Here is a 23681-nt window from a genome sequence, read left to right on the forward strand (position 1 = left end):
TTCTATTTAAGAGAAATCCACTCTCCCAAGTTTGGGAGAGGGCTAGTCCTGCCATTAAGTTAAGTACTTCTGTCATTCCCGCGAAAGGCGGGAATCTATTCCTCAGTCGGCATTGTGGCTAGCTCAGAGATGGATCCCCGCCTTTCGCGGGGATGACAGTTTAATATACAATTGAGCTTAACTTAATGGCAGTGAGGGCTAGGGTGAGGGTTGATTTTAACCCTCTCTCTAACTTTCTCCCTGAGGGAGAGAGAACTTTAAGGGTAGATTATAAGATATTAATAAGCAGTAGGCAGACTCGAATCCCTGCGTCTCACAATCTGCGAATTGAGCAGTTCATAAATCCATAACACGAAAGGCACACCAATCAAGGTGAGAATAAATTTTAACACCCAGGCATTGGTGGCCAGATTAAATACTTGCTCAAAGGGATACATTCCGCCGAATAACAAACTGTAGTTTATCAGGCATAACAAGGAATTAACGATGAGATTGGCTACCAGCAGACGTAAGCCCCGATTGCTGCCGTAACCGGTCTGCTTCAGCTTTTCAAGAAGAAAACTGTTCCCTGCCAGGCTTATTAACAAGGTCAGTATGGTCGCTGGGATGCGTCTTGGCATGGTGAAGGAATAAAAGGGAGTCAAATCAAAAAAATCAGGTGAAGGGAGCACGGTCACCAGCATTAACAAGCCGTCAAATACCAGCTCAGCCAGGATAATAAATAAGGCCAGCAGCAGATTGGCTTTATAGCCATAAAGCTCGCCGATCAAATTACTGGCCATTATAACCAAAGGAAACACAATGCCGCTGGCAGTCAGAGTCCAGTCATTTCCAAATGAAACAATGCGGTATTCACAGGATAGAGAAATTAATGTAACGGTGACAGCGAAGCTGACCAGATAGTGATACCAGGGCGAAATAAAATAAAATGATTCCTTAGGAACATCGGTAGAAGCAGGTTTGGCAGTCAGGTGCATTATTAAATAAAAAATCGCTGCAATAAGCAGAATAGTCGCTGAAATGAGCAGCGAGTCGAAAAACATACTGCCAAAGCTTTCAACATGCGGGTCAGCGAATAAAAGAAGAAAATCAAATGAGAAAAAGGAAATACCGCCGAATAAAACAAGCAATAAGCGTTTTTTGGGGGAAATGAGTATTCCCGGACGCCGCGCACAACAGTATAGATGGGGTAAATAAAAGCTGACCGCAAAGGCAATGGTGGAGGCAAAAAATTTCCTGGGAATGTCCTCAAATACAATCTGATAGGCAGTGCTGTCGCGCATATACTCAGCGGCAGGCAGATTAACGAGGATATAAATGCCTATAGAAAAGAGATACAGTGTCAGCAAGGATTGATTGAGAGCATGACGTTGCTGCACAAAGCTGCATTTGCTTAAAATGGCCAGATAAAAACAAGCGACCAGCGGGCATAGCACACTGCTGGAGGTGATTAACATGCTCTCAAAATTGATAATCTTGAATGACACATTAATAAGCAGCATCAGACAAGTGAGCATGGAAACTGTCAGCATTAAGCAATTGCGTGACTGTTGCTGTATTGGAAAAGACATGAGCCAACCGCCCTAATTCAAATCGTTTAGAGCACTCATTGTCCACATCCGTGCCAATAAGTGCCCGGCAATATAACACTATACTAATTATTTTTGCAAGTTATTGAGATTGGGAAAGTCGGACACTGGGTATCAGGGAATGGGAAGAAGAGATGTTGCTGCCTTTGATAAGCGGTTAAATTGCCAATAAACCCTTTCATCATTTAAACTCGTACAATATTCTGCACAGGGAATTACGAATGGTTCATTTCAGAAAGCAATCCTCCGCAAAACGAGGCATGATGCCGGGATCAGCAGTGTATGTCGGTGAAAATCCGCCCAAACCTACACGCGCATTCATACACATCTATGATGAGTCCAATTATCAATGCCACGAGGGCTTTGACCAGGCGCTTGTAGAAGCAGCACTTGAGGAGAAGAAAACCGTCTGGATTGATATTTTCGGCTTGCAGAATGTTGAACAAATTAATCACTGCTGTAATGTATTCGGTGTTCATCCCCTGATTGTTGAAGATATCATGAATACTCATCAACGGCCGAAAGTGGATGTCATCAATGAGGGTTTATTCATTGTCTTTCGTATGATGGATAAGCCTAAAGAGCAGGAATGCGAAGAAAGCGAGCAATTCAGTATTATCATCAAGGAAAATCTGCTAATCACTTTTAGAGAGAGTGACGATGAAGAGCTGGTTTCCCTGTACAAACGCCTGGCAATGGAAAACTCCTTAATCCGCGATCAGGTTGTTGATTATCTGGCTTATCTTTTGATGGACCAGGTGGTGGATAATTTCTTTGATTATGTGGAGGGAATTGAACAATCACTGACTGCGATTGAAGACAGGCTGATTGAAAATCCACAAACTATTTCCTTGCAGAACCTTTATGTGATCAAGCGCCGTATTATGCTGCTTCGTAAAATCATCGCTCCACTTCGAGATATTGTCCATTTATTAATTTCGAGTAAAGGGAAATTAATAAATGCTGAGTATCATATGTATTTTCGCGATCTGCATGATCACTGTTTGCGGCTTTTGGAAGCAATTGATTTGCAGCGTGAAATGACGAATAACATGCTGGAGATTTATTTGTCAACGCTCAATAATCGTATGAATGAAACCATGAAAATACTGACTTTGTTTGCCAGTATTTTCATCCCACTGACCTTTATTGTAGGCGTATATGGGATGAATTTTGACTATATGCCTGAACTGAAATGGCGTTATGCCTATCCCACGGTCTTATGCGGCATGGCCTTTTTAGCTGTGGCCATGCTTTATTTCTTCAAGAAAAAGAAACTGCTTTAAGATTATCGCGCTCGGCTGTATTTCTGGAGTCGGTGGATGAGAGAGGTCTTAGATCTTCGGTTCGGGCCGTAGCAGAGAACTTGCCTCGGGATCGCAAGGCTTTCGCTGAAACCTCTATCGAAGAATCTTTTAGCTGGGTAGCCTTTACGTCAACAGGCTCTTGTGACTTAAGATCTGCGGTCGGTGGTGCAGGCAGCGCTGCGACTTCTTTTAAAGTGGTTTCGTCTTTTTTATCTTGTTTGGTAGAGGATTCAATCTCCCTTAATTTATTCCCATTGAGATGAATCTGTGGTCTTTCTTCTCCCGGAGGTATAGCTGAGAAGCTAAAGTGGGCACGATAGACAAGCTCCATAATAGATGGATTATACAATGAAGCCATCGCTATTTTGGTCACAAAAGGAGGCATTCCCTTAATTTTCTGCAAGGCTTTTGCTGAGATATCAGGCTCACTTGAAGCAGCCCAAACTGCCAGGTTTTTTGAGGTCTTGATAATAGCCTTCGTCACTGCTGGGCTGCCTTTCCTAAACGCTATCCAGTCCGCCTTAATCAGAGGGTCATTGGTAAAACTGGTCTTACTGACGAACATAGAGGGTGCTACCCAGGGGATTACCTTTTGCAGATAGGGATGACTCCAGCAGCTTTGCACGATCTCTCCTGCCCTCTCCCAGTTAAAGGTGGATTTCTGCTGTTTTAACATTTCGGGGATTTTTTTCTTGGCTCCTTCCATGATTAATCCATCAACAAAAGAAACGCCTCGGCCGAAAAGTAATAGCGGGTCAACCACATAGCGTGATGTTTCATCGACAGGAGGGGGAAGATTCATATGCGTCGCAGTGGCAATCTGCATCAACACCGCAAATTTCAGCATCACATCCTGATAGTGTTCGCGGGGTATCCCGGTTAAATAAAAAATCCCTTCAACAAAGGCAAAGGCCACTCCGCGCGACCCTATTCCCAGTGAGGCCGCCAGCTCCCAATTCTCCTCAAGATAGGCAGTAATATGCCGGTTGCAATGCTCAGGCATTGCCATCGCCAGAATAAACTGGCCATCATAAAGAATTAATAAGACGGTAGAAACCATCTCTCCGACATAGGGAATGAAACTGATCCCCCAGATCAGACCGCGGGTTGCCCAGTAGGTAATACTGTTTTCAATAGAGCCCTTGAATTTTTCCATGAAACCACATTTCTGCTGTTGGCAAATGGTCATTGGAACTGGCGCCGCCCCTGGAGCCGGGGGAGCCATAACTCTAAATGAAGCGCCATTTAATACACTTCCGGCCTCCGAAAACTTTTTTGAGGCATCTGAAATGTGCATCAACATATGGGTTGTCGTTTCGACATTTTTTTTTGCACGATACAAAAAACCCAGCACATAGAGACCACCAATAAGGAGGGTCAGGCCGGTATTAACACTAACCAGCTGCTCTTCGTCCTCAGTGTATAAGGCTCGCAATTGCTCGACTGCTAATTTATTGATAAAACTTGCCGCAACCAGGGGAGCAACATCCCGGCCCAGGATATAGGCCATATTTTTGTATACTGAACGTACTGACGAATTTGTGAGGTTGTATGCCAGATCAGGAGCGACCGCCATTTGTTTGAACCCATAGGAAACGACTTTATGTGCTGAATTACCCAATCCCTTTGCAACAGTAGTCAATGTGCTATTATTACTCAGCGAAGTCAGCGCATTGTTCAGACTTTTTCCCCAATTTTGAACCGTAGTTCCCAAATTTTGAACGCTGGCCATCCATCCCATAATGCTCTCCTGCAATAGTCCGAAATTTCGAGAGTGTTCATCAAACTGTATCCTTACTCACAGTCACGCCGTCATGCTATGACAGTTTGATGAAGACTCTCGAAATTTCATTCTATGGGGAAAATCTGCAAATAACCAGAGCAAGACGTTCATTTTTGTTTAATATACCCTGAATGCGGTACACGGCTTATTATGTGGTTGATTTCATTTAAAATCGGATTCGGCAGTTTTATCTGGATATTCGCAATATTGACGAATAGGGCATTGTGGGCAACGCGGTTTTCTCGCCTGGCAGATATAGCGGCCATGCAGAATAAGCCAGTGATGCGCGTCATGAATAAATTCCTTATCCACACGCTTTAATAAGGCATTTTCAACTGCTAATGGGGTTTTGCCGGGCGCAATTCCGGTGCGATTCGCCACACGAAAAATGTGTGTATCAACTGCCATTGTGGGCTGACCAAAGGCGGTATTGAGGATTACATTGGCTGTTTTTCGCCCTACACCGGGCAGCTTTTCCAGGGTGGCACGCTCAGCAGGTACTTCCCCTCGATATTGAGTAACCAGAATCTCACAGGTGGCGATGACATGTTTCGCCTTGGTATTAAAAAGGCCGATTGTTTTGATGTAGTCTTTAAGCCGCTCTTCTCCAAGCTCTAAAATGGACTCAGGTGTATTGGCGACGGCGAATAGCCTGGCAGTCGCCTTGTTGACGCTGACATCAGTAGCTTGCGCTGAAAGCAAAACAGCGATTAACAACTCAAAGGGCGAATGGTAAATCAATTCCGTGGTCGGATGTGGATTTAAGGTTTGAAAGATCTTGAATATCCTGCGGCGTGTTTCCTGATTCATTAAGCAAATTCCAGTCGATTTCTATTCACCCGAAGGGAGACGAATTTTCTGGCGCAAGTTTAGCGGGTTGCCAGTTATGGAGCAACCGCATTTTTAATGTTCCTGTGAACTCAGACGGTCCGCCACATAGCGGCCTACCAACTGCCCAATCACTATCGCCAGATAGGCCTGCCCGGTAAAGGACTCAAACCATGAGAGTGTCTGAGCGAAAGGGCTAAGCGGTAAAATATCGCCATAGCCTATAGTGGTTAAGGTAACGAAAGAATAATAAATCGCCAGGTTTTCCTCATTCATGCCCAGGTTTGAAAAAGCGGCTGGATTTAAGCTGCAAAGCATCAGATAAATATAGGCATAACTTAGACCGATAAAAAGGTAGGCGCATAAAGAGCCGAATAAAGTAGTTATATTGATGGACTTATCACGAAAAGTATAACGAAGGCAACCTGCGAACATCAGCATAAAATAGATTGCAGCAAAGGAAGAGCGGATGGTATTTAGTCGGGGATAATCAATTAGAACCAGCAGAATTTCTATGGCGGCGGTCGTCGTCAATACCGCCAGCAGTTTGAGGGAGCGATTTCCAATTACAAACAGACTGGAGACGATCAGTAAAAAGAAGAACAGGTTGGCCAGGCCTTCAGCAGAATCGGCGTAAATCGCATGGATTGTTTTTGCCAGGCAGAATGCAATCAGCACAAAAAACAAAAAGAGAAATCGTAAACGTTCAATCAGTGAAATAAACTGTTTCATAGAAAATCCTTTTCTATTCGCTTTGCTCAGGAGTGTTGTGTCAGTAATTCACGAGCATGCGAGCGTGTTTGCTCCGTAATAGTGATTCCGCCTAACATACGAGCTATTTCATTCACTTTTTCTAACTCATTGAGCGGGAGAATGCTCGAGTAGGTATGATGTGCATCACTGTGTTTCTGCACCATGAAGTGATGATGCGCTGAAGCAGCGACCTGTGGCTGATGGGTCACACAAAATACCTGCAGGCGCTCTCCTAATTGGCGAAGCAGTTGTCCTACCAATGCCGCTGTCGAGCCGCCAATGCCGACATCCACCTCATCAAATAATAAAGTAGGGGTGGCGCCGCGTTGAGCTGTAATCATCTGAATCGCAAGGCTGATTCGCGATAATTCGCCGCCAGATGCAATCTTGTTCAGAGCATCAGGTGTCATCCCCGGATTGGTGCAAACCTTATATTCCACTTTATCCAGGCCATGAGACTGCATTTTATCAAGGGCGCTGAGCTCCATACTGATGAAGCCCTTGGGCATTCCTAATTTCTGAATAATACTGGTAATTTCTTTGGCGAGCTGCACAGCATGTTTTCTGCGCGATTCGCTTAGTAAAGCAGCCGCTTTCTGATACGCCTGCAAGTGAATCTGATATTGTGTTTCAAGTTCGGCCGTTCTTTGCTCGGCATCATTTAACTTTCTGATGTCTTCTTTCAGCTTTTCTGCATGAGCGACAAGCTGCTCTGGCTCGACATGGTATTTACGTGCAGCCTGATGAATTGCACCCAAGCGTGATTCAACCTCTTGCAAGCGTTCCGGATCCAGTTGCACCGATTCGACAAATTGCTTAATTTCTGACAGGGCTTCTTCGCATTGGATCGAAGCGGTTTGCAACAGCTCGAGTGCATTTTGTATCGCAGGATGCTGAGACGGTAAATCAGCAAGAAGCTGCAGGCCCTGATGCAAAGCCTGGCTTATATTTAGGCTTTCATCGCCATCGAGAATTTGCACAAGCTGATTGCCGCTCAGTAAATAATCCTTGGCATGATGCAAATGCTGATGCTCAGCATGCAGACTGTCGGTTTCTCCTGCTTTAAGCTCCAGATTATCCAGTTCTTCAATCTGAAACTGCAGTAATTCAATCCGGTCCTGCTGATTGTCGAGTTTTTGTAATTGCTCGAGTTCCTGCTTTATTTTTTGACACTGCTTGTAATGAAGCTGCACATTCTGCAGAAGCTCGGGGTGGTTGGCATAATGATCGAGATGCTGGCGGTGCGTGGCGTGCTGCATGAGTGTCTGATGCTGATGCTGGCCGTGAATATGAACCAGCATTTCACTGAGCTCTTTTATTTTCTGTAATGGGAATTGATTGCCATTGATATAGGATTTTGAACGACCTTCGGCATAAAGCAGTCGTCGCAAAACCAGCTCGCCGTCTGAATCAATCTCATGATTCTTAAGCCAAAGCGCGGTGTCTTTTGAGCCGCTGCAATCGAAAACGGCAGTAATGTCGCAGCGTTCAGCGCCCGGCCTCACTACTGAGGAGTCGGCACGCTCACCGAGAGCTAACATCAGGGCATCAATCATAATGGATTTACCCGCGCCGGTTTCTCCGGTAAAAGCAGTCATTCCCCTGGCGAAATCAAGCTCCAATGATTGTACAATTGCAAAGTTTTCGATGCGTAAGGTGGTCAGCATGATTTATCCCTGATGCTTGGATTCCCAACCCAATTTAATGCGTAGTGTATCATAATAGTGATAGTCAAGCGGATGCAAGAGGCGCAGACATTGCGCATTTTTTTCAATATTCACTTGCTGCCCTGGTTTAACCAGCCTTGACTCATGTCCGTCACAGCTTATTCGCAGATCTGACTCATTGGAGTTGCTGATAACCAGATCGATTGAAACCTGTGAATCAACGACCAGCGGACGCGAACTTAGGCTGTGAGAGAACATCGGCACCAGGACAATAGCATTGAGTTGCGGATGCATAATGGGGCCGCCTGCGGATAATGAGTAGGCCGTTGAGCCGGTAGGGGTTGAAAGAATCATTCCGTCTGAGCGATAGTGGCTGACAAACTGTTGATTAATGTAAACGTCAAATTCAATCAGATGGGTTTCATTGCCACGGCTTAAGACCACATCATTCAAGGCATTGCCTTGAAAGTAGGTGTTGTCCTGGTCATGAATTCGCGTCCTCAGCAAAAAACGCCGTTCTTCATAATATTCGCCATCAAGAACCGGCTTAATCTGTTTCTCAAGTTCGGAAGGAAGAATATCGGTTAAGAATCCAAGGCGTCCGCGATTAATACCAATAACTGGTACATCAACCCCGATGGCCATTCGCGCGGCGGACAGCAGGCTGCCATCCCCGCCAACGACCACGATTAAATCCTGTTTTTTACCCATATGAATTCGGGATAGTACCGGCAGACCGGTATCGAAATGGTCTGCGGTATCGGTATCAACAAAGGTTTCAACTTGCCTGGCCAGGAAATCAATCAAACGCTGTATGGTTTCATTGACCCCCTGATTGGCGCGGTGTTGACGTGCATATAAAATCACGCGTTGAAATTTCTGTTTCATCATCTCAATGACAAGTTAAATGTTATTCTTCAACATTAGCACGAGAACTGCGTTTACGATCGGTTTCTTTCAATTCCTTTTTACGGATACGGATGGTTTGCGGTGTTACCTCAACCAATTCATCGTCATCAATAAATTCCAGAGCCTGTTCGAGACTGAGTTTTATTGGCGGCGTCAGCAAAATATTCTCATCGCTGCCTGAGGCGCGAATATTGGTCAGTTGTTTTTCCTTGGTGACATTCACAACCAAATCATTATCGCGGGAATGGATTCCAACCACCATGCCTTCATAACACATTACTTGCGGTTCGATGAATAAACGACCGCGATCCTGAAGGTTAAACAGAGCAAACGCTCTCGCAGCGCCCTGACAATTCGCAATCATGACGCCGTTGTTCCGTTTGCCGAGACGGCCTTTAAAGGCCGGACCATAGTGATCATACACATGATAATTAAGACCAGTACCGGAGGTGCTGGATAAAAACTCGGTGTGAAAGCCAATCAGGCCGCGAGTTGGAATCAGATAATCGAGGCGAACACGGCCTTTCCCATCGGGAAGCATATTCTGCAGTTCCCCGCGGCGTTCGCCGAGTTTTTCCATGATGCTGCCCTGATGCGTTTCTTCAACGTCAACCGTTAAACGCTCGTAAGGTTCAAGCATCACGCCATCTTCCTCGCGCATGATCACTTCTGGTTTGGAAATGGCCAGCTCATAGCCTTCGCGGCGCATATTTTCGATGAGAATGGATAAATGGAGTTCGCCGCGGCCTGACACTTTGAACTTGTCAGGGTCAGCCGTATCTTCCACCCGCAGGGCGACATTGTGCAGCAATTCAGTTTGCAGCCGTTCGCGAATCTTGCGGCTGGTTACAAACTTGCCTTCCTGACCGGCAAAGGGAGAATCATTAACCTGAAAGGTCATGCTGATAGTCGGCTCATCCACTGTCAGCGGCGTTAAGGCTTCCACGTTATTAGGATCACAGAGCGTATCGGAAATATTTAACTGCTCAATACCGGTTACCGCGATTATATCGCCGGCACTGGCTTCTTCAACCTCAACCCGCTCCAGACCTTTAAAGCCAAGCAGCTGCAACAGACGACCGCTGCGGATAGCGCCGTCTTTATCAATAATTTTAACTGGAGATTTTGCCTTGATGTTGCCGCGAGTAATTCGGCCAATGCCGATGGTTCCAACATAGGAGGAGTAATCAAGCGAACTGATCTGCATCTGGAAGGGGCCATTCTCATCTACGTCTGGCGGAGCCACGCGATCGACAATGGTTTCCAGCAAGGCATTCATGTCGCTAGCTTCTTCATCCAGTTCAAGCATAGCATAGCCATTCAGTGCGGAAGCATAGACAACCGGAAAATCAAGCTGTTCATCAGTAGCTCCCAGATTGTCAAACAAATCAAATACCTGATCCATAACCCAATGAGGACGCGCGCCGGGTCGATCGATTTTGTTAATTACGACAATGGGCTTTAATCCACGGGCAAAGGCCTTCTGAGTGACGAAACGCGTTTGCGGCATAGGGCCGTCCACGGCGTCGACCAGCAGCAGCACGCTATCCACCATGGAAAGAATTCGCTCCACTTCACCGCCAAAGTCGGCGTGCCCAGGGGTGTCGACAATATTAATCTGATAATCACGCCAGTAAACACAGGTGTTTTTGGCCAGAATGGTAATACCCCGTTCTTTTTCCAGGGCATTCGAGTCCATGACGCGTTCCACTTTAGGCCCGCGCTCACTCAGCGTACCGGTTTGTTGTAATAATTTGTCAACCAATGTCGTTTTACCATGATCCACGTGCGCGATAATGGCTATATTTCTTATCTTCTCAATCATAAAAAACCTTGTTCAGGACGAATAACGATGCACAGCTGCAGGCCTATGAGCCCATTTTTTGCCAAAAAACACTCTTTTTGGATTCTTGCGGCAGTGTAGTGATTAATTGTGCTTACATTATACACTAGATGCGGTCACAATCCTAATGGCGATTTGTCCGTGGCGGCAGCATAAATCAACGAGGGCCGACACGTTGCTGATTTTGCTGATCTGCCTCGACCGTTGCCTGCATGGACGCATCAGGCGTCGTGCCGCAGGAGCGGAATTGCTGGGTTAATTGTCTGATACTCGCCGGATCGATGGGCTGACCTTGGGGAATCTGCTTAAGCAGGGCATCGGTTTGCGGATTTTTCCCAAAAGTATTCACCACCTGGTTTTGCAAGGCCTTTATGCCTCCATCACTGTAGTTATCCGCGACCCGGTTAAGCATTTTGTTAAATACTGTTGTGGCCTGGTCAACCTCGGCTTTGGATAGCTTTCTTGAATTGCCCGGTGCAGGGGATGGATTTCTAAGATTATTTTGTTCCTGTTGGGTCTGGGTTTTTTCTTCCTGTGCTTTTTGTATCTGCATGCGCATTTCTGACAGCTGGCTAAGCTGGGTCTGTTGTGTTTGTCTCGCGGCGCCTAATTGCTGGTTATTTAAGCCATGCTCACCGCTTCTGTTATTTTTAATGACATCTTCTACACTGGTCATCTGGCCTTTGGCGCGATTAAAATCGCTGCTCGCCTGCTGCTTTTGCGAAGCGCTTAAACTGTTCACGTCGGTGACATCTTTATTAACCAGATAAAGACTGCCATCATCACCTTTTAATATACTTTTTCCTTTGGGTGCCACATAGGCGGTGTCATTGAAGTCAGAAGTCGGGGTGCCATCTGCCTTATAGGCAGATTTTTCGCCCTTGTAAACAGCAAGCATATCCTCCGTGGCTGCTACCTCCACCTGTTTAGCGTTCACCTTGGCAATATCAGCTTTGGTTTGTTCCGGGGATACAGTTCCTGCCTCTTCGGCGATCTTATCCATATCCTTTGCGATCTCTTTTTTCAAATCCGCGAGGCCTTTCTCGATTTTTGCCCGTTCAGCGGGATCTTTTGGATCATATTTTTTTACTTTGTCAGCGCGAGCCTGGTAGGCATCATGCTTTGCATCAATCGTTTCTGTATTCTTTTCTAAACGCTCAATCTCTTTATTGGTCGCTTCGATGTCTTTATTGAGATTATCAATTGATTTCTGTAATTCGCCTATCTGAGCGTCATAGGCATTAATCCTTGCGTCCAGTTCGGCTTCTTTTTCCGCTTTGACAGAGGCAGAATCTGTATCGGCCAGTTGATGTTGTCTTTCCTGCTGTATTTTCTGGTCAATCGCTTCCTGCATCTGGATGTTTCTATCTGCAATCTTGTCCTCATCCTGTTGTGCTATATGCACGAGAAAAGCTGCCAGGCGCTGTTGCTGCAGCAATTCTTCTCGCTGCATCTCCTCCCGGGCTTTTTCCTGTTCCACCGCCTGCATCAGTTCAGCAGCAACTTTCTCTTTGGTGGTATCGCCCGCCGGGGTATTCAGAAAGTTGATGACATCCTTTGCTTGCTGCAAACCCTGTTTACCAAGCTTGATTGAAGGGTTTTCACCTTCAGGGGCTGGGGTGATGTCCACTTTATTTAACCAGGTCTGCAATTTTTCCGCAGTGAGTTCGACGGTGATTTGCTGTTCGGGATCGTGAAGCATTACCGAGCTCATATCCGCTTTAGGGGCCTGGGTATCTCCGAGATCAGGGCTGTCGCCAGTGTCTGAAAACTCAGCACTTGAATTGTATAAATAAGAAGAACCAATTATATCTTCCGGCTCTTCCATCTCCTCCATTGAGATAGAGTGCCGCGGGCCAAGCGAGAGTCCGGCATCAGGCATGGGCTTGGCTTCATGGCCGGGAGGAAGTTCAGCGGGTTTGGGAGGAGGATTGACGAAATTCCTGAGTGCATCGACACCGCTCAAGAGTTTAGGCTTCAATGCGTCCAAAGCCTGCCCTCCGAGCGCTTTCGCGCCCTGGGCAGCTCCCTTTAGCTTCGTTTCTGCAAAATCAGTGGTCATTTGATTCATTTCAAGAACCATATTCAGCAGTTCCTGTACCACTTGCTGCATAGGTTCTGCATTCTTGTCGACTGTTACACTAAAGAAATGCCCTTCCTCTGCTGCAGGGGCTTCTTTATCGTCTTTCTCTGGGGCAGCTCCTTTTGCAGGCGCCACCGGGGCTACTGCCATTTTTGCTTTGGAGGCTTCGGCTGCAAGAGCTGCATTCGCTTCATTTTCCCGAGCTTTTTTATTGTTCTCTTCAGTCTGCGCTGTATTACTGGTAGATCCGGACATTCTTTAAAATCTCGTCAGAAACATCATATTCATTAATCATAGCATAGCCATTTTTTATGCTGTAGCCGGCGCAAACAAACTATTTATTTTTATTGATCTAAGCTGTGGGTGCAGGCAGATCTGGTATTTCTTCCGCTACTGAACTCTTCACCGCGTCATCGTCTATGGAAGTCATTAGCGAGGAACTATTGTCATCAGCTTCTACGCTGACAGCATCTCCAATCTGAAAATCGGCTTCATTCGTAAAGGAACTGGCGAGAATATCCTTCGGGGACTCCGGGAGTTCGCTCATTTCAAAAATTTCATCATCCTCTTCGAATAAGGAGGCACTTTCCTGTGGTGATGGTGTTGGCAAAGGCATATCCGCTTTTGGGATTTGAGTTTCACCGAAATCGGGTTCGTCACCGGTATTCCCGGTTTCAGGACCGGGATTATATAAGTAGGAGGTCGACAGGATATCCTCTGGGGACTCCATCTCGGGCTTCACCACTCCCATTGAAATATTATGATCTGCATCCAGGGCCAGGCCCTCATCAGGTTTAGGCTTAGCTTCCTGGCCTGGTGGAAGTTCGGCAGGTTGTTTATTATTAAACTTGTTGAAGAAGCTGGTGACCTGGGCGGCTATCGAATCAACTGCCTGGCCCCCCAGTACTTTACCGGTGGCGGCAGCGCCTTTGATCTTATCTGCTGCAAAGTCGGTAAACTGGGCATTGAGGTCATTGATAAGGTTCATCCATTCCTGAATCATCTGCATCCAGGGATCTGCATTTTTATCCACTTCCTGATGAAAAAATGACTCTTCCGCGGCAGGGGCTGCTTTATCTTCTTTTTTTGCACCCGCGGTATTGGCCGGCTGTGCTGGGGCCATTGTGGTTTTTGCCTTGGCGGCCTCAGCGGCGAGCGCTGCATTCACTTCTTTATCCTGAGCGGCTTTTTTATTCGTTTCTTCTGTTTTGGCAGCGGTATCACTGCTGGCAGTTGGCGCAGGAGCTGCTACTGTACTCTCTGGCTCGGGACTTGTTGTAGCAGGGGCCGGAGTTGAAACGGTTTCGACGGTTTCAGCGCTGCTGGACTGGGTAGTACCTGACATTGTGTTAATTCTCATGAAATACGGTATACATTAATCATAGCATAGCCAGTTTTTCCAAGAAGGGAACGACAGATTCTTGATGGAATCTTTACGTTATTGATTAATTGCTCTAAATGGATTTTTCTAACACAAAAGCGGAGTGGGGGTAATGGATAATATTGTGAAAATAAACGGTCTCATCGCTTAAATTGCGATATCCATGTGCATGGTCAGCAGCGAAACGGATTGCTTCCCCTTTAGTAAGCTGCTTCCATTGTTGATCAATTAACACATCTAAAGCGCCCTCAATCACAATAACATGTTCAACTACGCCAGGCTCATGGCCTCCCGAATGCTGCTCACAGCCAGGGAGTAGTTCGATCTTGAATATTTCCACATGCAAATGTCTGTCGAAGGGAAACAGGGGGGTAACTTTAATAAGCTCGTCACTGTGTTCCCAGGCACTGGTACTTCCTTCGAGAAACAGTTTGGCTGATTCCTCAGCAGGCTCTTCTAAAAAAGAGGAAAAGGAAACTCGAAAGCCGCTGGCAATTTTCCAGAGGGTGGCAACGGTAGGTGATGATTCAAAACGCTCAATTTGTCCCAGCATGGCTTTGCTGACAGTGGTTTCCTGGGCTGCTTTATCAAGGCTCCATCCATAGTGCTGCCTCAACTCACGCAGGCGTATTCCAATACGCTGGTTTAACTCGTCCACAGGGTTCCCCTATTAAAGCACTCTCGTATCCGGGTGGAGAACCTGATACGAGAGTCTGATAATAAAAACTTGAGCGTTATAACGCACAATGCTATGCTTTGGATCCTGTGCGTTATAGCGCATCGATCATAACATACCTAAAGTGTTTTTAATAGGAATCCAAGCATGCGATCGTATTTTTCTCTTTCTCATCTCTCTGCCGGATTCATCGCGGTCCTGGTCGGCTTTACCAGTTCGGCTGCTATACTCTTTCAGGCTGCTTCTGCTGTGCATGCTTCCACTGCGGAATTAGCTTCCTGGATCTTTGCTTTGGGAGTGGGCGTATCGTTAAGTTGTATTGGATTTTCGCTGTATTACCGCATGCCTATTCTGACAGCCTGGTCTACGCCGGGAGCAGCCCTTTTGGCAAGCAGCCTGACAGGGCTGCACTTGTCTGAAGCCGTGGGCGCCTTTATTTGCTCTGCATTATTGATATTTCTAGCTGGTATAAGCGGCTGGTTTGAGCGTTTCATGGCCCGTATACCGGGGGAACTGGCTTCTGCCATGCTTGCCGGCATTCTGCTCCATTTCGGTTTGAATGTATTCCTTGCATTACAGGATGCCCAGCTGATGGTTTTAGTGATGCTTGCGGCCTATATTCTCGGAAAGCGTTTTTATCCTCGTTATGTATTGCTTGTCGTCTTGTTGCTGGGCATTGCAGTGGCTGCTTTACAGGGTGAGCTTCGTTTCCAATCTATTCATTGGAGCTTTTCAGGGCCTGTGTTTACCTGGCCTGAATTTTCCTGGTCAGTATTCTTCAGCGTAGGCTTGCCCCTGTTTATCATCACTATGACATCCCAGAATATCCCTGGCCTGACGGTATTAAGAGCTGAGGGGTTTAATCCTCCTGTTTCAAGACTGGTTAGCATTATGGGGGCAGGCAATTTGCTGATGGCTCCTTTTGGCGGCTTCAGTTTGAATCTCGCCGCGATCACTGCAGCCATTTGTGCGAATGAAGAGGCTGACCCTGATGCATCAAGACGCTATCGTGCCACAATGAGTGCAGGCCTGTTTTATCTAATGATGGGGTTATTCAGCGCCACTATTGTCGCTTTATTTTCAGCATTCCCTTCAACTTTGGTTCTGGCGGTTGCCGGTATGGCTATATTTGGTACGCTGGCGTCCAATCTCAAAGAGGCTCTGGATAATGACAGACAGCGCGAAGCGGCCTTACTGACCTTTCTGGTTTCTGCTTCAGGTCTTAACTTTTTTGGGATTAGTGCGGCATTCTGGGGCTTGCTCGCAGGTATATTATCTTCTTTAATTATTAAACAGAGTTCTGCAGGCAAATCACTGTTAAACGAAAAGGATCCGGAATTGTGTAATGAATAGATTAAAATCGGGACGTTTTCTGTTTAAAGAAACGATAAGTCCCACTTTTTTTAATTTGAATTATTACCTGCTTGAAGCGGGCTGGATGCCTGCCAGATTCAAATGGATGGCTCATTTCAGTGACGCCAATCTGCAGTTTGATGAAAATGCGGCGCAGTGTCTCGAATTCAAGCACTGCCTGAGCGATTTGGTCGCTGAATATTGTCCGCAGGTCATGATGCCGACTTTTATCATTAACGATCAGAATTGGCCTGTTATTTTGCAATTTCTTAATCAAGACAGCTTTAGAAAGCAAGATTCTGTATGGATTTTGAAGCCTTCCTTGTTAAACAATGGGCAATTTATTAAAATTTTTAATAGTCTCGCTGATCTGGAAACCCATTTCTCCAGTAACCAGCGCCTTGGTGGAGAGCATGTACTGCAGCAATACATTAACCAGCCTCACTTATTAAGGGATCAGCGTAAATACAGTATTCGCATGTTTCTGGTACTCAGTAATTATGCCGGCGCCTATCTCTTTCCTCGGGGCTACCTGAATGTATCCCGCCACCCCTACACTTCGGAACAATTCAGCGATTTGCGCCCCCACCTGACTAATGAACACTTGCATGAAGAGGAAAGCAATGTCATTCAGATTCCCTCTGAGCGTTTTGAATTTTTCCCAACTCTTTATCCACAAATCCAGCAGATTGTTTCACAGTTGGTCCTGGCCCTGAAACAACGCTACCCACAGGCATTTACCCGTTTCACATTGAAAACTTTTGCTTTATTTGGTGTGGATTTTATGGTGGATTGCAATGGACGGGTCTGGTTGCTGGAAGTTAATCACGGCCCCTGTTTTCCCATAGAAGCAGAGCATCCCCTGCAGAATTATTTATATTCTGATTTCTGGCATGCCCTTTTGAATAGTTTTGTTTTACCCATTGGTTTAAATCTCCCCGATACCCAGATTGATTATTCCTTTTTTGATAAACTTGTCTGATTAATCACAGCACCTTGGAGGTACTTACTATAGTTTGCTGGTTTATCCATTCCGACCAGCTGCCTGAGTAGCCTCCAAGACGTGCCTGGGAATAACGATAAAAATTATCAAGAAATTGATAGCGCTCAACAAAATAATGAGTCAGCTCGCTATCGGAGCGGCTTGTATTGGCCAGATCATAGTAAGGGGGAACGGCGGCATGGCGGGCAATGATTTCATCAAAACTCACCTCTGCTGCATTGTTTAACATATCATACATCACTATGAACGTTGTGGAACGTCCTTTCCCTCCACGACAATGAATATGCAGCCAGGTTTGCGGGGACAAATGATCAATAAAGCTGACAAATTCATCGACAATCTCATCATTGGGCCTCTGATGGTCACTTACCGCTAAACGGTAATAAACGAAGCCTAAACTGCTCACCAGTTGCTTTTCGTTACTCAATGATTCGACCTGAACTGTCAAACCCGCGTCAAAACGCTGTTCCAGGAATTGATCAGGAGTCAATATTCCTGAAATGACTTCGGATTTATCCAGATCCTTAAGCCAATCCAGTTCCGCCTGCTCCGCTTGTTCAGTGGATTTACCAATGTTGATCCAGTTATGAGTGTCAGAAAGAGTGATGGAGTTACCATTCAGATAGGCATGATTTTCCTGTCTTAAATCCAGAACGATGCGTTGCGATGCTTCGTCATTGCTTTTTGCCGTGATATAGCTTGCCAGTTGAAGCCAGCCTTGCAAATTGGGATTAGCACTTGCGGAAACCCACAAGGCAGAGGGCTCTTCTTTCTTAAATTGAATAATCTGCGATAAATCCCGCATCGAGGCCAATGCGATAGTCTCCGGCATGGTATCCTGAATCAAACAGGGGTTTGCTGTAGTTCCATCACAATCAGGCTGGTTACTGGCATATAAATTGAGAATCAGGAAGCTTAACAGGAATGCGAATATGCGTTTATACATTGCAACACCCAAGCGATGCAAAATTTCAGTTTAGGAAAAAACAGAGAAGGGTTCAAGTAAAAATCATTAATTAACTTATTGAAAAATAAAATAAAAATGTATGTTTTTTTTATATTCTGCACTTTAAAGCGCTGCTATTCCAATACTTTATTCATCATGATTTTTCTTTCGGCTTATGCCTAAATTTTAATCTTTTGGTATGCACTTTGCTAAACTTTCAATGACAAGTACAAAAAAAGGAAGCCATTCATGAAGAAGTTGATATTGCATCCCACAGAACTTAGTCAATGGCATGCATTGGTGAATGAAGCGCAAGCCTCAACGCAGATGGTCTTAAATGAAACGACTGAAAGTTATCTGGTCTTTCTGTTAATGCGTTTTTCACAAGGCCCCAAACTGATTGAATCGGTAATTGCGATGGATTTTCTCGAGTCCATGAATTCCACCCGGCATAAGCAAGTTGAATTGCTAAGGGATGTAGGGGATAAAAGCTTGTTATTCTGCGGTTTGTTTCCCGGAATGGCTCAGAAAAGGCATGTCAGCCTCCGTTATTTTTCAGATATGGGGAAGGCCGCCTATCTTACAGTGGGAGAACTGCAGGAAAATCAAAGCGCGGAATTGTATTTTCAGCTCAGTTATGAGTTTTTAACCCTACAGCAAATATTGCAGGCGATGCGTAGCGAATACTTAAATATTCAGCATGCGGACAGCATTGTTTTGTCAGGAAAGGAGATCCCTTTGCAATAAAAAACGAGTGCTTCAAAGACAGGCTTTCTCAAGCCGGTCAGGGCAAGAGAAAGCCAGGCGCTCACATTCCATAAAACTGATAAATTGTTTTACTTAAACGCTTCACCAGTTCATCCATTTCTTCTTCGGTGATAGTTAGCGGCGGTAGAAGCCGAATGACATTCTCAGCCGTCACATTAAATAGAACTCCATTCTCCAGGCCAATCAGGCGGGCATCGCTGGCCGGTTTGTCAATTTCAATACCAAGCATCAGGCCGCGACCACGAATCGCACGAATTCCCGGATGCTCATGCAGACTACGCATCAGTTTGTCCTGCAGCTGCATTCCATCATGAGCCGCTTTTTCACAGAGCTTATCTCTTTCGATTACATCCAGAACAGTAAGTGCTGTTGCACAGGCTAATGGATTGCCTCCAAAAGTGGAGCCATGATTTCCTGGCTTAAACAAGTCGCAGGCTTTGCCGCTCATCAGGCAGGCTCCAATGGGTATGCCGTTGCCAAGCCCTTTGGCCGTAGTCAGAATATCTGGCTGAATTCCGGCGTGCATAAAAGCAAACAATTTGCCGGTTCTTGCATTCCCTGTCTGGATTTCATCGAGAATCAGTAGCCAGTCATGTTGATGGCATAAATCGGATACTGCGCGCAGATAAGAATTTTCTGCTGGAAAAATGCCGCCTTCACCCTGAATAGGCTCAAGCATGACGGCAACGATATCGTCGCGGTTTTCAGCAATGGTTTTCAGCGCCTGAATATCGTTAAAGGGGGCGCGGATAAAACCTGGCACCAGCGGCTCAAATCCTGCCTGCACTTTTCTGCTGCCGGAAGCGGTTAATGTTGCCATAGTTCTTCCGTGAAAGGCACGATCCATGACAATAATCGACGGGGTTTCAATGCCCTTTTTATGTCCGTATAAACGAGTCAGTTTAATAGCCGCTTCATTGACTTCCGCCCCCGAGTTGGCAAAAAATGCCTGCTGCATGCCGGTCATTTTGGTCAGCCGTTCAGCCAGAAGTTCCTGCTCTTTTATATGAAACACATTGGAAGTATGTAAAAGTTTTGCCGCCTGACTCTGAATAGTTCGAGTGACATCAGGATGCGCATGCCCCAGTCCACAAACGGCAATGCCGCTTAGACCATCCAGATAGGCTTTTCCATTCTCATCAAACAGCCATACTCCCTCTCCATGAGTGAATGAAATTGGCATTGGGCTGTAACTTGTTATTATTGCCATGATATTCCTTTTCCAGGTTATTCGAGCTGCTGCATGGATTAATGCAGGAATTGAGAGATATCGGGGCGAACGAGAACGATATCGATCGCCCCTAAAATAGCAGTATTTAAATTAAAAATGAACTCCTGAATTAACGCATGTTCTTGCTTACGAAATCCCAGTTCACCAATGACCAGAATGCGTTAACATAATCAGGTCGTGCATTGCGGTAATCGATATAATAGGCGTGTTCCCAGACATCGCAGGTGAGCAGGGCGGTTAAGTTATCAGTCATCGGCGTGCCTGCATTGCTGGTACTGATGATCTTGAGATCGCCGGCATTGTCCTGAACAAGCCAGGCCCAGCCAGAACCAAATGTAGTAATCGCTGTCTGGGTGAATTGTTCTTTGAAAGCCGCAAAAGACCCAAACGCTTTGTTAATCGCTTCGGCTAACTCTCCAGCAGGCTCTCCGCCACCCTGTGGGCTCAGGCAGTGCCAGTAAAAAGTGTGGTTCCACACCTGGGCTGAATTGTTAAATATGCCGCCTGTTGAGTTTTTGATAATTTCTTCCAGAGACATGGACTCAAACTGGGTGCCGGGAATTAATTTATTCAAATTGGTGACGTAGGCATTATGGTGTTTACCATAGTGATATTCGAGAGTTTCTTTGGAAATATGGGGTTGCAGAGCATCCATTGCATAAGGAAGTGGAGGGAGTGAAAAAGCCATGATTTCTCCAATAAGTAAGTTGAATGGGTAAGTGTAGCAGGATGTTGAGCATATTCAATTAAATCAAAGCTCTTTATAGGGTAAACGACGAGAATGGCTGGGATCTTTACTAAAAAAATGATTGAAATGACAGGCCTGGATTGCTGTTCAGTTGCTAATTGAACTTATTTTCGCCATAATTATGTTTTATCGAAACTTTTTTAGGTGCCTTTGTGGAAATTTCAGTGGATGTTATAAGCAAAATAAAACAGCAGATTAAAGATAATGCTATATTACTTTACATGAAAGGCAGCCCCAAAATGCCCCAATGCGGCTTTTCGGCCCGCGCTGTCCAATGCATTGATGCCTGCGGCGTTAATTTCGCCTATGTGGATGTGCTTGCCAATCCCGATATCAGACAGGCTCTGCCGCAAATTGCTGACTGGCCTACATTTCCCCAGCTCTATGTAAAGGGTGAATTAATCGGAGGATCTGATATTATAGCCGAGTTATATCAGCAAGGTGAGTTGGAAGCGATCTTGCGAGAAGCAGTAACCTCTTAAAATAATAAGAATTAAGCACATTGCGATGTGCCGAAAAAGGAGAGCAGGAATGAGTGTTTTAGTTGGAAGAAAAGCCCCTGATTTTACTGTGCCTGCAGTGTTGGGCAATGGTGAAATCACTGATAAATTCAATTTGCACAGTGCTTTAAAAGATCGTTACGGGTTGATATTCTTTTACCCTCTCGACTTCACTTTTGTATGCCCGTCTGAATTGATTGCTCTTAATCACCGTATGAGTGAGTTCAAAGCAAGAAACGTCGAAGTTATCGCCGTGTCCATTGACTCTCAGTACACCCATAATGCTTATCGCAATACGCCCACCAAGCAAGGTGGTATTGGCGCTGTTGAGTTCACTCTGGCTGCCGATATGACCCACACCATCTGTCAATCCTATGGTGTCGAGCATCCTGTGGCTGGTGTCGCGTTTCGTGGTGCCTTTATCATCGATAAAAATGGCCTGGTCCGTTCACAAATCGTTAATGATTTACCAATTGGCCGCAACATCGATGAAATTATCCGCATAATCGATGCTGTACAATTTTTTGAAGAGCATGGCGAAGTGTGTCCTGCTGGCTGGGAAAAAGGTAAGGCTGGTATGAAAGCCTCTCCGAAAGGAGTTGCCGAGTATTTGTCTGAGCATTCTGACAATCTCTAAAATTCGAGGACTTTGTTCCCCTCACTTATGATTGCCTGTATACCGCGCTTAAGGCGCGGTTCCTCTGGCAAATGTGCTTCTGATGGAGCGCAAACGCATGATTTAATCAATGGTCTTTCTTTTTTCCCTTATTTTTTGATGTCTTTTTTGACTCCTTAAATCCTATAAACTGGATATTCAAGCCGCCTGACAATTTTTCCAGATTCTCATCTGCTATTTTTTTGTTTTCTTTTGCATAGGGTTTTCGAACTTTAGCCATGACATATTACTCCACAATAAGCTATTTGATATTATCAATTATAATATAGGGGTTGCTTAAAAAAGAATCAATTGATCTTGGGCTGCTCGATGAATAAAGCGGATATAAAAAAGGATGTGAACGGGTTTCCCGCTTTCACGGGAGGCCGAGAGACGATGATATTGCTTCGAGATTTATTTACCGATTAGAGACAGAAACTCAGCCCGGCTGCTTACATTCTGACGCATAGCGCCCAACATAACTGAAGTCAGCATGCTTGAGTTTTGTTTTTCCACACCACGCATCATCATGCACAGGTGTTTGGCTTCAATGACTACTGCGACGCCCTTCGCTCCTGTAATGGATTCGATACAACTGGCAATTTCCATTGTTAAACGTTCCTGGATCTGCAGGCGGCGTGCGAAATACTCCACAATACGTGCTACTTTGGATAACCCCAATACCTTGCCGTTTGGTAAATAACCCACATGGCATTTGCCCAGAAATGGTAAAAGATGATGTTCGCACATGGAATATAATTCAATATCCTTAACAATCACCATCTCGCTCATGTCTGACTCAAAAAGAGCATTATTAATGATATCCTGGAGATCCTCATTATAGCCTTTAGTCAGATATTGAAAAGCAGTGGCTGCTCGTTTTGGAGTATCTTTCAGACCCTCACGATTAGGATCTTCACCAATTTCTTCAAGTATTTTTGTATATAGTTCATGCATTGACAATGTCCTAACCTGGAGGCCAAGTCATCTGACGGCCGCCAAGAAGATGTAAGTGAATGTGGTAAACTTCCTGCCCTCCACCTGAATTCACATTAAAAACAAGCCGATATCCCTGTTCACTTAAATGTTCTTTTTTAGCCAGATTTTTGGCGGTCAGGATCATTCGTCCGAGGAGTTGCTCATCCTTGCTGTCTGTGTCATTAATTGTAGCAATATGCTGCTTGGGAATGACCAGAATATGAGTCGGTGCCTGAGGGCGAATGTCCCGAAAGGCCATGATCTCAGGCCCGTCAAAAACGATCGTTGACGGGAGTTCACCTTTTGCAATCTTGCAGAACAAGCAATCCATAGTTTTCCTGAATTTGGCTTAATGAATCATTATACTCCGAGATGGCAGGCACTTCAAAGTTTACTGCTTGGGGGATGATTTAAAGTGCGGTTAAATCAGTTTTTACCTCGTCCGCTTGCAGGAGTTGGTTAATGTAATTTGAATAAAAAGTAAGTCCTTTTACCCATACAAGATTCTTGATGGACGTCTATAGAACGGTGCAGGCATGCTTACTCCAAATAGTGGTACTGCCTAAAATATTATATTTCAAGCATTAAAGAACAACTATAATTCAGGTGAGCAAATGTTATCAATCTGTGCTTAATAGATGCAATAATTGGTCAATTTATGGTAATATAGAGCTTTTAAT

General features: G+C 45.3%; 22 protein-coding genes. 6 read left to right on the plus strand and 16 right to left on the minus strand.

All coding sequences use genetic code 11. From position 1 onward, the window contains the following. Nucleotides 1–278: 278 nt before the first annotated feature. Nucleotides 279–1571, minus strand: a complete 1293-nt coding sequence (locus LXA66_RS00665; protein ID WP_233011505.1) for a VUT family protein — start codon at nucleotides 1569–1571, stop codon at nucleotides 279–281. Between the two features lie 239 nt (nucleotides 1572–1810). Here LXA66_RS00665 and corA point away from each other — a divergent pair, with 239 nt between their 5' ends. Next, nucleotides 1811–2875 carry a magnesium/cobalt transporter CorA gene (gene corA, locus LXA66_RS00670; protein WP_233011506.1) on the plus strand — a complete coding sequence of 355 codons (1065 nt, stop codon included), beginning with the start codon at nucleotides 1811–1813 and terminating at the stop codon, nucleotides 2873–2875. Here the strand turns inward: corA and LXA66_RS00675 are convergent. The 9 genes from LXA66_RS00675 to LXA66_RS00715 form a co-directional block, all read right to left on the minus strand. Then, the gene (locus tag LXA66_RS00675) at nucleotides 2853–4637 is read right to left on the minus strand and encodes a hypothetical protein (RefSeq protein WP_233011507.1); all 1785 of its coding nucleotides are present in this window, start codon (nucleotides 4635–4637) and stop codon (nucleotides 2853–2855) included. The two genes, corA and LXA66_RS00675, sit on opposite strands and share 23 nt — an antisense overlap. A 204-nt stretch (nucleotides 4638–4841) precedes the next feature. Next, nucleotides 4842–5489, minus strand: a complete 648-nt coding sequence (gene nth / locus LXA66_RS00680; RefSeq protein WP_233011508.1) for an endonuclease III — start codon at nucleotides 5487–5489, stop codon at nucleotides 4842–4844. A 93-nt stretch (nucleotides 5490–5582) separates the two neighbouring features. Next, nucleotides 5583–6239, minus strand: coding sequence for a potassium channel family protein (locus LXA66_RS00685; RefSeq protein ID WP_233011509.1), 657 nt, complete (start codon nucleotides 6237–6239; stop codon nucleotides 5583–5585). Nucleotides 6240–6265: 26 nt separating this feature from the next. Continuing rightward, on the minus strand, nucleotides 6266–7927 hold the full coding sequence (gene recN / locus LXA66_RS00690; protein ID WP_233011510.1) for a DNA repair protein RecN: 1662 nt from the start codon (nucleotides 7925–7927) through the stop codon (nucleotides 6266–6268). 3 nt (nucleotides 7928–7930) lie between these two features. Beyond that, nucleotides 7931–8815 (minus strand): NAD(+) kinase, encoded by an 885-nt coding sequence (locus LXA66_RS00695; RefSeq protein ID WP_112218886.1) that lies wholly within the window; start codon nucleotides 8813–8815, stop codon nucleotides 7931–7933. 22 nt (nucleotides 8816–8837) lie between these two features. Next, nucleotides 8838–10661, minus strand: coding sequence for a translational GTPase TypA (gene typA, locus LXA66_RS00700; protein WP_112218887.1), 1824 nt, complete (start codon nucleotides 10659–10661; stop codon nucleotides 8838–8840). Between the two features lie 175 nt (nucleotides 10662–10836). Further along, nucleotides 10837–13017: a hypothetical protein gene (locus tag LXA66_RS00705; RefSeq protein ID WP_233011511.1), complete on the minus strand. Its 2181-nt coding sequence runs from the start codon at nucleotides 13015–13017 to the stop codon at nucleotides 10837–10839. 97 nt (nucleotides 13018–13114) lie between these two features. After that, complete coding sequence (locus tag LXA66_RS00710) at nucleotides 13115–14107, minus strand: hypothetical protein (protein WP_233011512.1); 993 nt, start codon at nucleotides 14105–14107, stop codon at nucleotides 13115–13117. A gap of 109 nt (nucleotides 14108–14216) precedes the next feature. Next, a complete protein-coding gene (locus LXA66_RS00715; RefSeq protein WP_233011513.1) occupies nucleotides 14217–14801 on the minus strand; it encodes an XRE family transcriptional regulator in 585 nt (194 codons plus the stop codon). A gap of 165 nt (nucleotides 14802–14966) precedes the next feature. Here LXA66_RS00715 and LXA66_RS00720 point away from each other — a divergent pair, with 165 nt between their 5' ends. Together LXA66_RS00720 and LXA66_RS00725 are read left to right on the plus strand one after the other, a co-directional pair. Then, nucleotides 14967–16172, plus strand: coding sequence for a benzoate/H(+) symporter BenE family transporter (locus LXA66_RS00720; protein WP_233011514.1), 1206 nt, complete (start codon nucleotides 14967–14969; stop codon nucleotides 16170–16172). Further along, nucleotides 16165–17154, plus strand: coding sequence for a tubulin--tyrosine ligase family protein (locus tag LXA66_RS00725; protein WP_233011515.1), 990 nt, complete (start codon nucleotides 16165–16167; stop codon nucleotides 17152–17154). Before LXA66_RS00720 ends, LXA66_RS00725 begins: the two co-directional genes overlap by 8 nt. Nucleotides 17155–17158: 4 nt before the next feature. Here the strand turns inward: LXA66_RS00725 and LXA66_RS00730 are convergent, their stop codons facing one another. Further along, nucleotides 17159–18121, minus strand: coding sequence for a tyrosine protein phosphatase (locus LXA66_RS00730; RefSeq protein ID WP_233011516.1), 963 nt, complete (start codon nucleotides 18119–18121; stop codon nucleotides 17159–17161). A gap of 249 nt (nucleotides 18122–18370) precedes the next feature. Between LXA66_RS00730 and LXA66_RS00735 the strand changes: the two genes are divergently transcribed. Continuing rightward, nucleotides 18371–18868: a hypothetical protein gene (locus tag LXA66_RS00735; protein WP_233011517.1), complete on the plus strand. Its 498-nt coding sequence runs from the start codon at nucleotides 18371–18373 to the stop codon at nucleotides 18866–18868. 61 nt (nucleotides 18869–18929) lie between these two features. Here LXA66_RS00735 and LXA66_RS00740 read toward each other — a convergent pair whose 3' ends face one another. After that, on the minus strand, nucleotides 18930–20099 hold the full coding sequence (locus tag LXA66_RS00740) for an aspartate aminotransferase family protein (RefSeq protein ID WP_233011518.1): 1170 nt from the start codon (nucleotides 20097–20099) through the stop codon (nucleotides 18930–18932). Between the two features lie 130 nt (nucleotides 20100–20229). Further along, nucleotides 20230–20808: a superoxide dismutase [Fe] gene (gene sodB, locus LXA66_RS00745; protein ID WP_112218896.1), complete on the minus strand. Its 579-nt coding sequence runs from the start codon at nucleotides 20806–20808 to the stop codon at nucleotides 20230–20232. 224 nt (nucleotides 20809–21032) lie between these two features. Here sodB and grxD point away from each other — a divergent pair, with 224 nt between their 5' ends. After that, nucleotides 21033–21350: a Grx4 family monothiol glutaredoxin gene (gene grxD / locus LXA66_RS00750; protein ID WP_133139620.1), complete on the plus strand. Its 318-nt coding sequence runs from the start codon at nucleotides 21033–21035 to the stop codon at nucleotides 21348–21350. 49 nt (nucleotides 21351–21399) lie between these two features. After that, nucleotides 21400–22005 carry a peroxiredoxin gene (locus LXA66_RS00755; RefSeq protein WP_112218897.1) on the plus strand — a complete coding sequence of 202 codons (606 nt, stop codon included), beginning with the start codon at nucleotides 21400–21402 and terminating at the stop codon, nucleotides 22003–22005. 106 nt (nucleotides 22006–22111) lie between these two features. Here LXA66_RS00755 and LXA66_RS00760 read toward each other — a convergent pair whose 3' ends face one another. The 3 genes from LXA66_RS00760 to LXA66_RS00770 all read right to left on the minus strand — a co-directional run bounded on the left by LXA66_RS00760 (nucleotide 22112) and on the right by LXA66_RS00770 (nucleotide 23332). Then, on the minus strand, nucleotides 22112–22264 hold the full coding sequence (locus LXA66_RS00760; RefSeq protein ID WP_233011519.1) for a hypothetical protein: 153 nt from the start codon (nucleotides 22262–22264) through the stop codon (nucleotides 22112–22114). Nucleotides 22265–22437: 173 nt separating this feature from the next. Continuing rightward, nucleotides 22438–22980 (minus strand): GTP cyclohydrolase I FolE, encoded by a 543-nt coding sequence (gene folE, locus LXA66_RS00765; protein WP_112218899.1) that lies wholly within the window; start codon nucleotides 22978–22980, stop codon nucleotides 22438–22440. A gap of 10 nt (nucleotides 22981–22990) precedes the next feature. Continuing rightward, nucleotides 22991–23332: a histidine triad nucleotide-binding protein gene (locus LXA66_RS00770; protein WP_058506824.1), complete on the minus strand. Its 342-nt coding sequence runs from the start codon at nucleotides 23330–23332 to the stop codon at nucleotides 22991–22993. Nucleotides 23333–23681 lie beyond the last annotated feature (349 nt).

The organism is Legionella sp. 16cNR16C (assembly GCF_021297775.1).
GTDB classification, from domain to species: domain Bacteria; phylum Pseudomonadota; class Gammaproteobacteria; order Legionellales; family Legionellaceae; genus Legionella_C; species Legionella_C quinlivanii_A.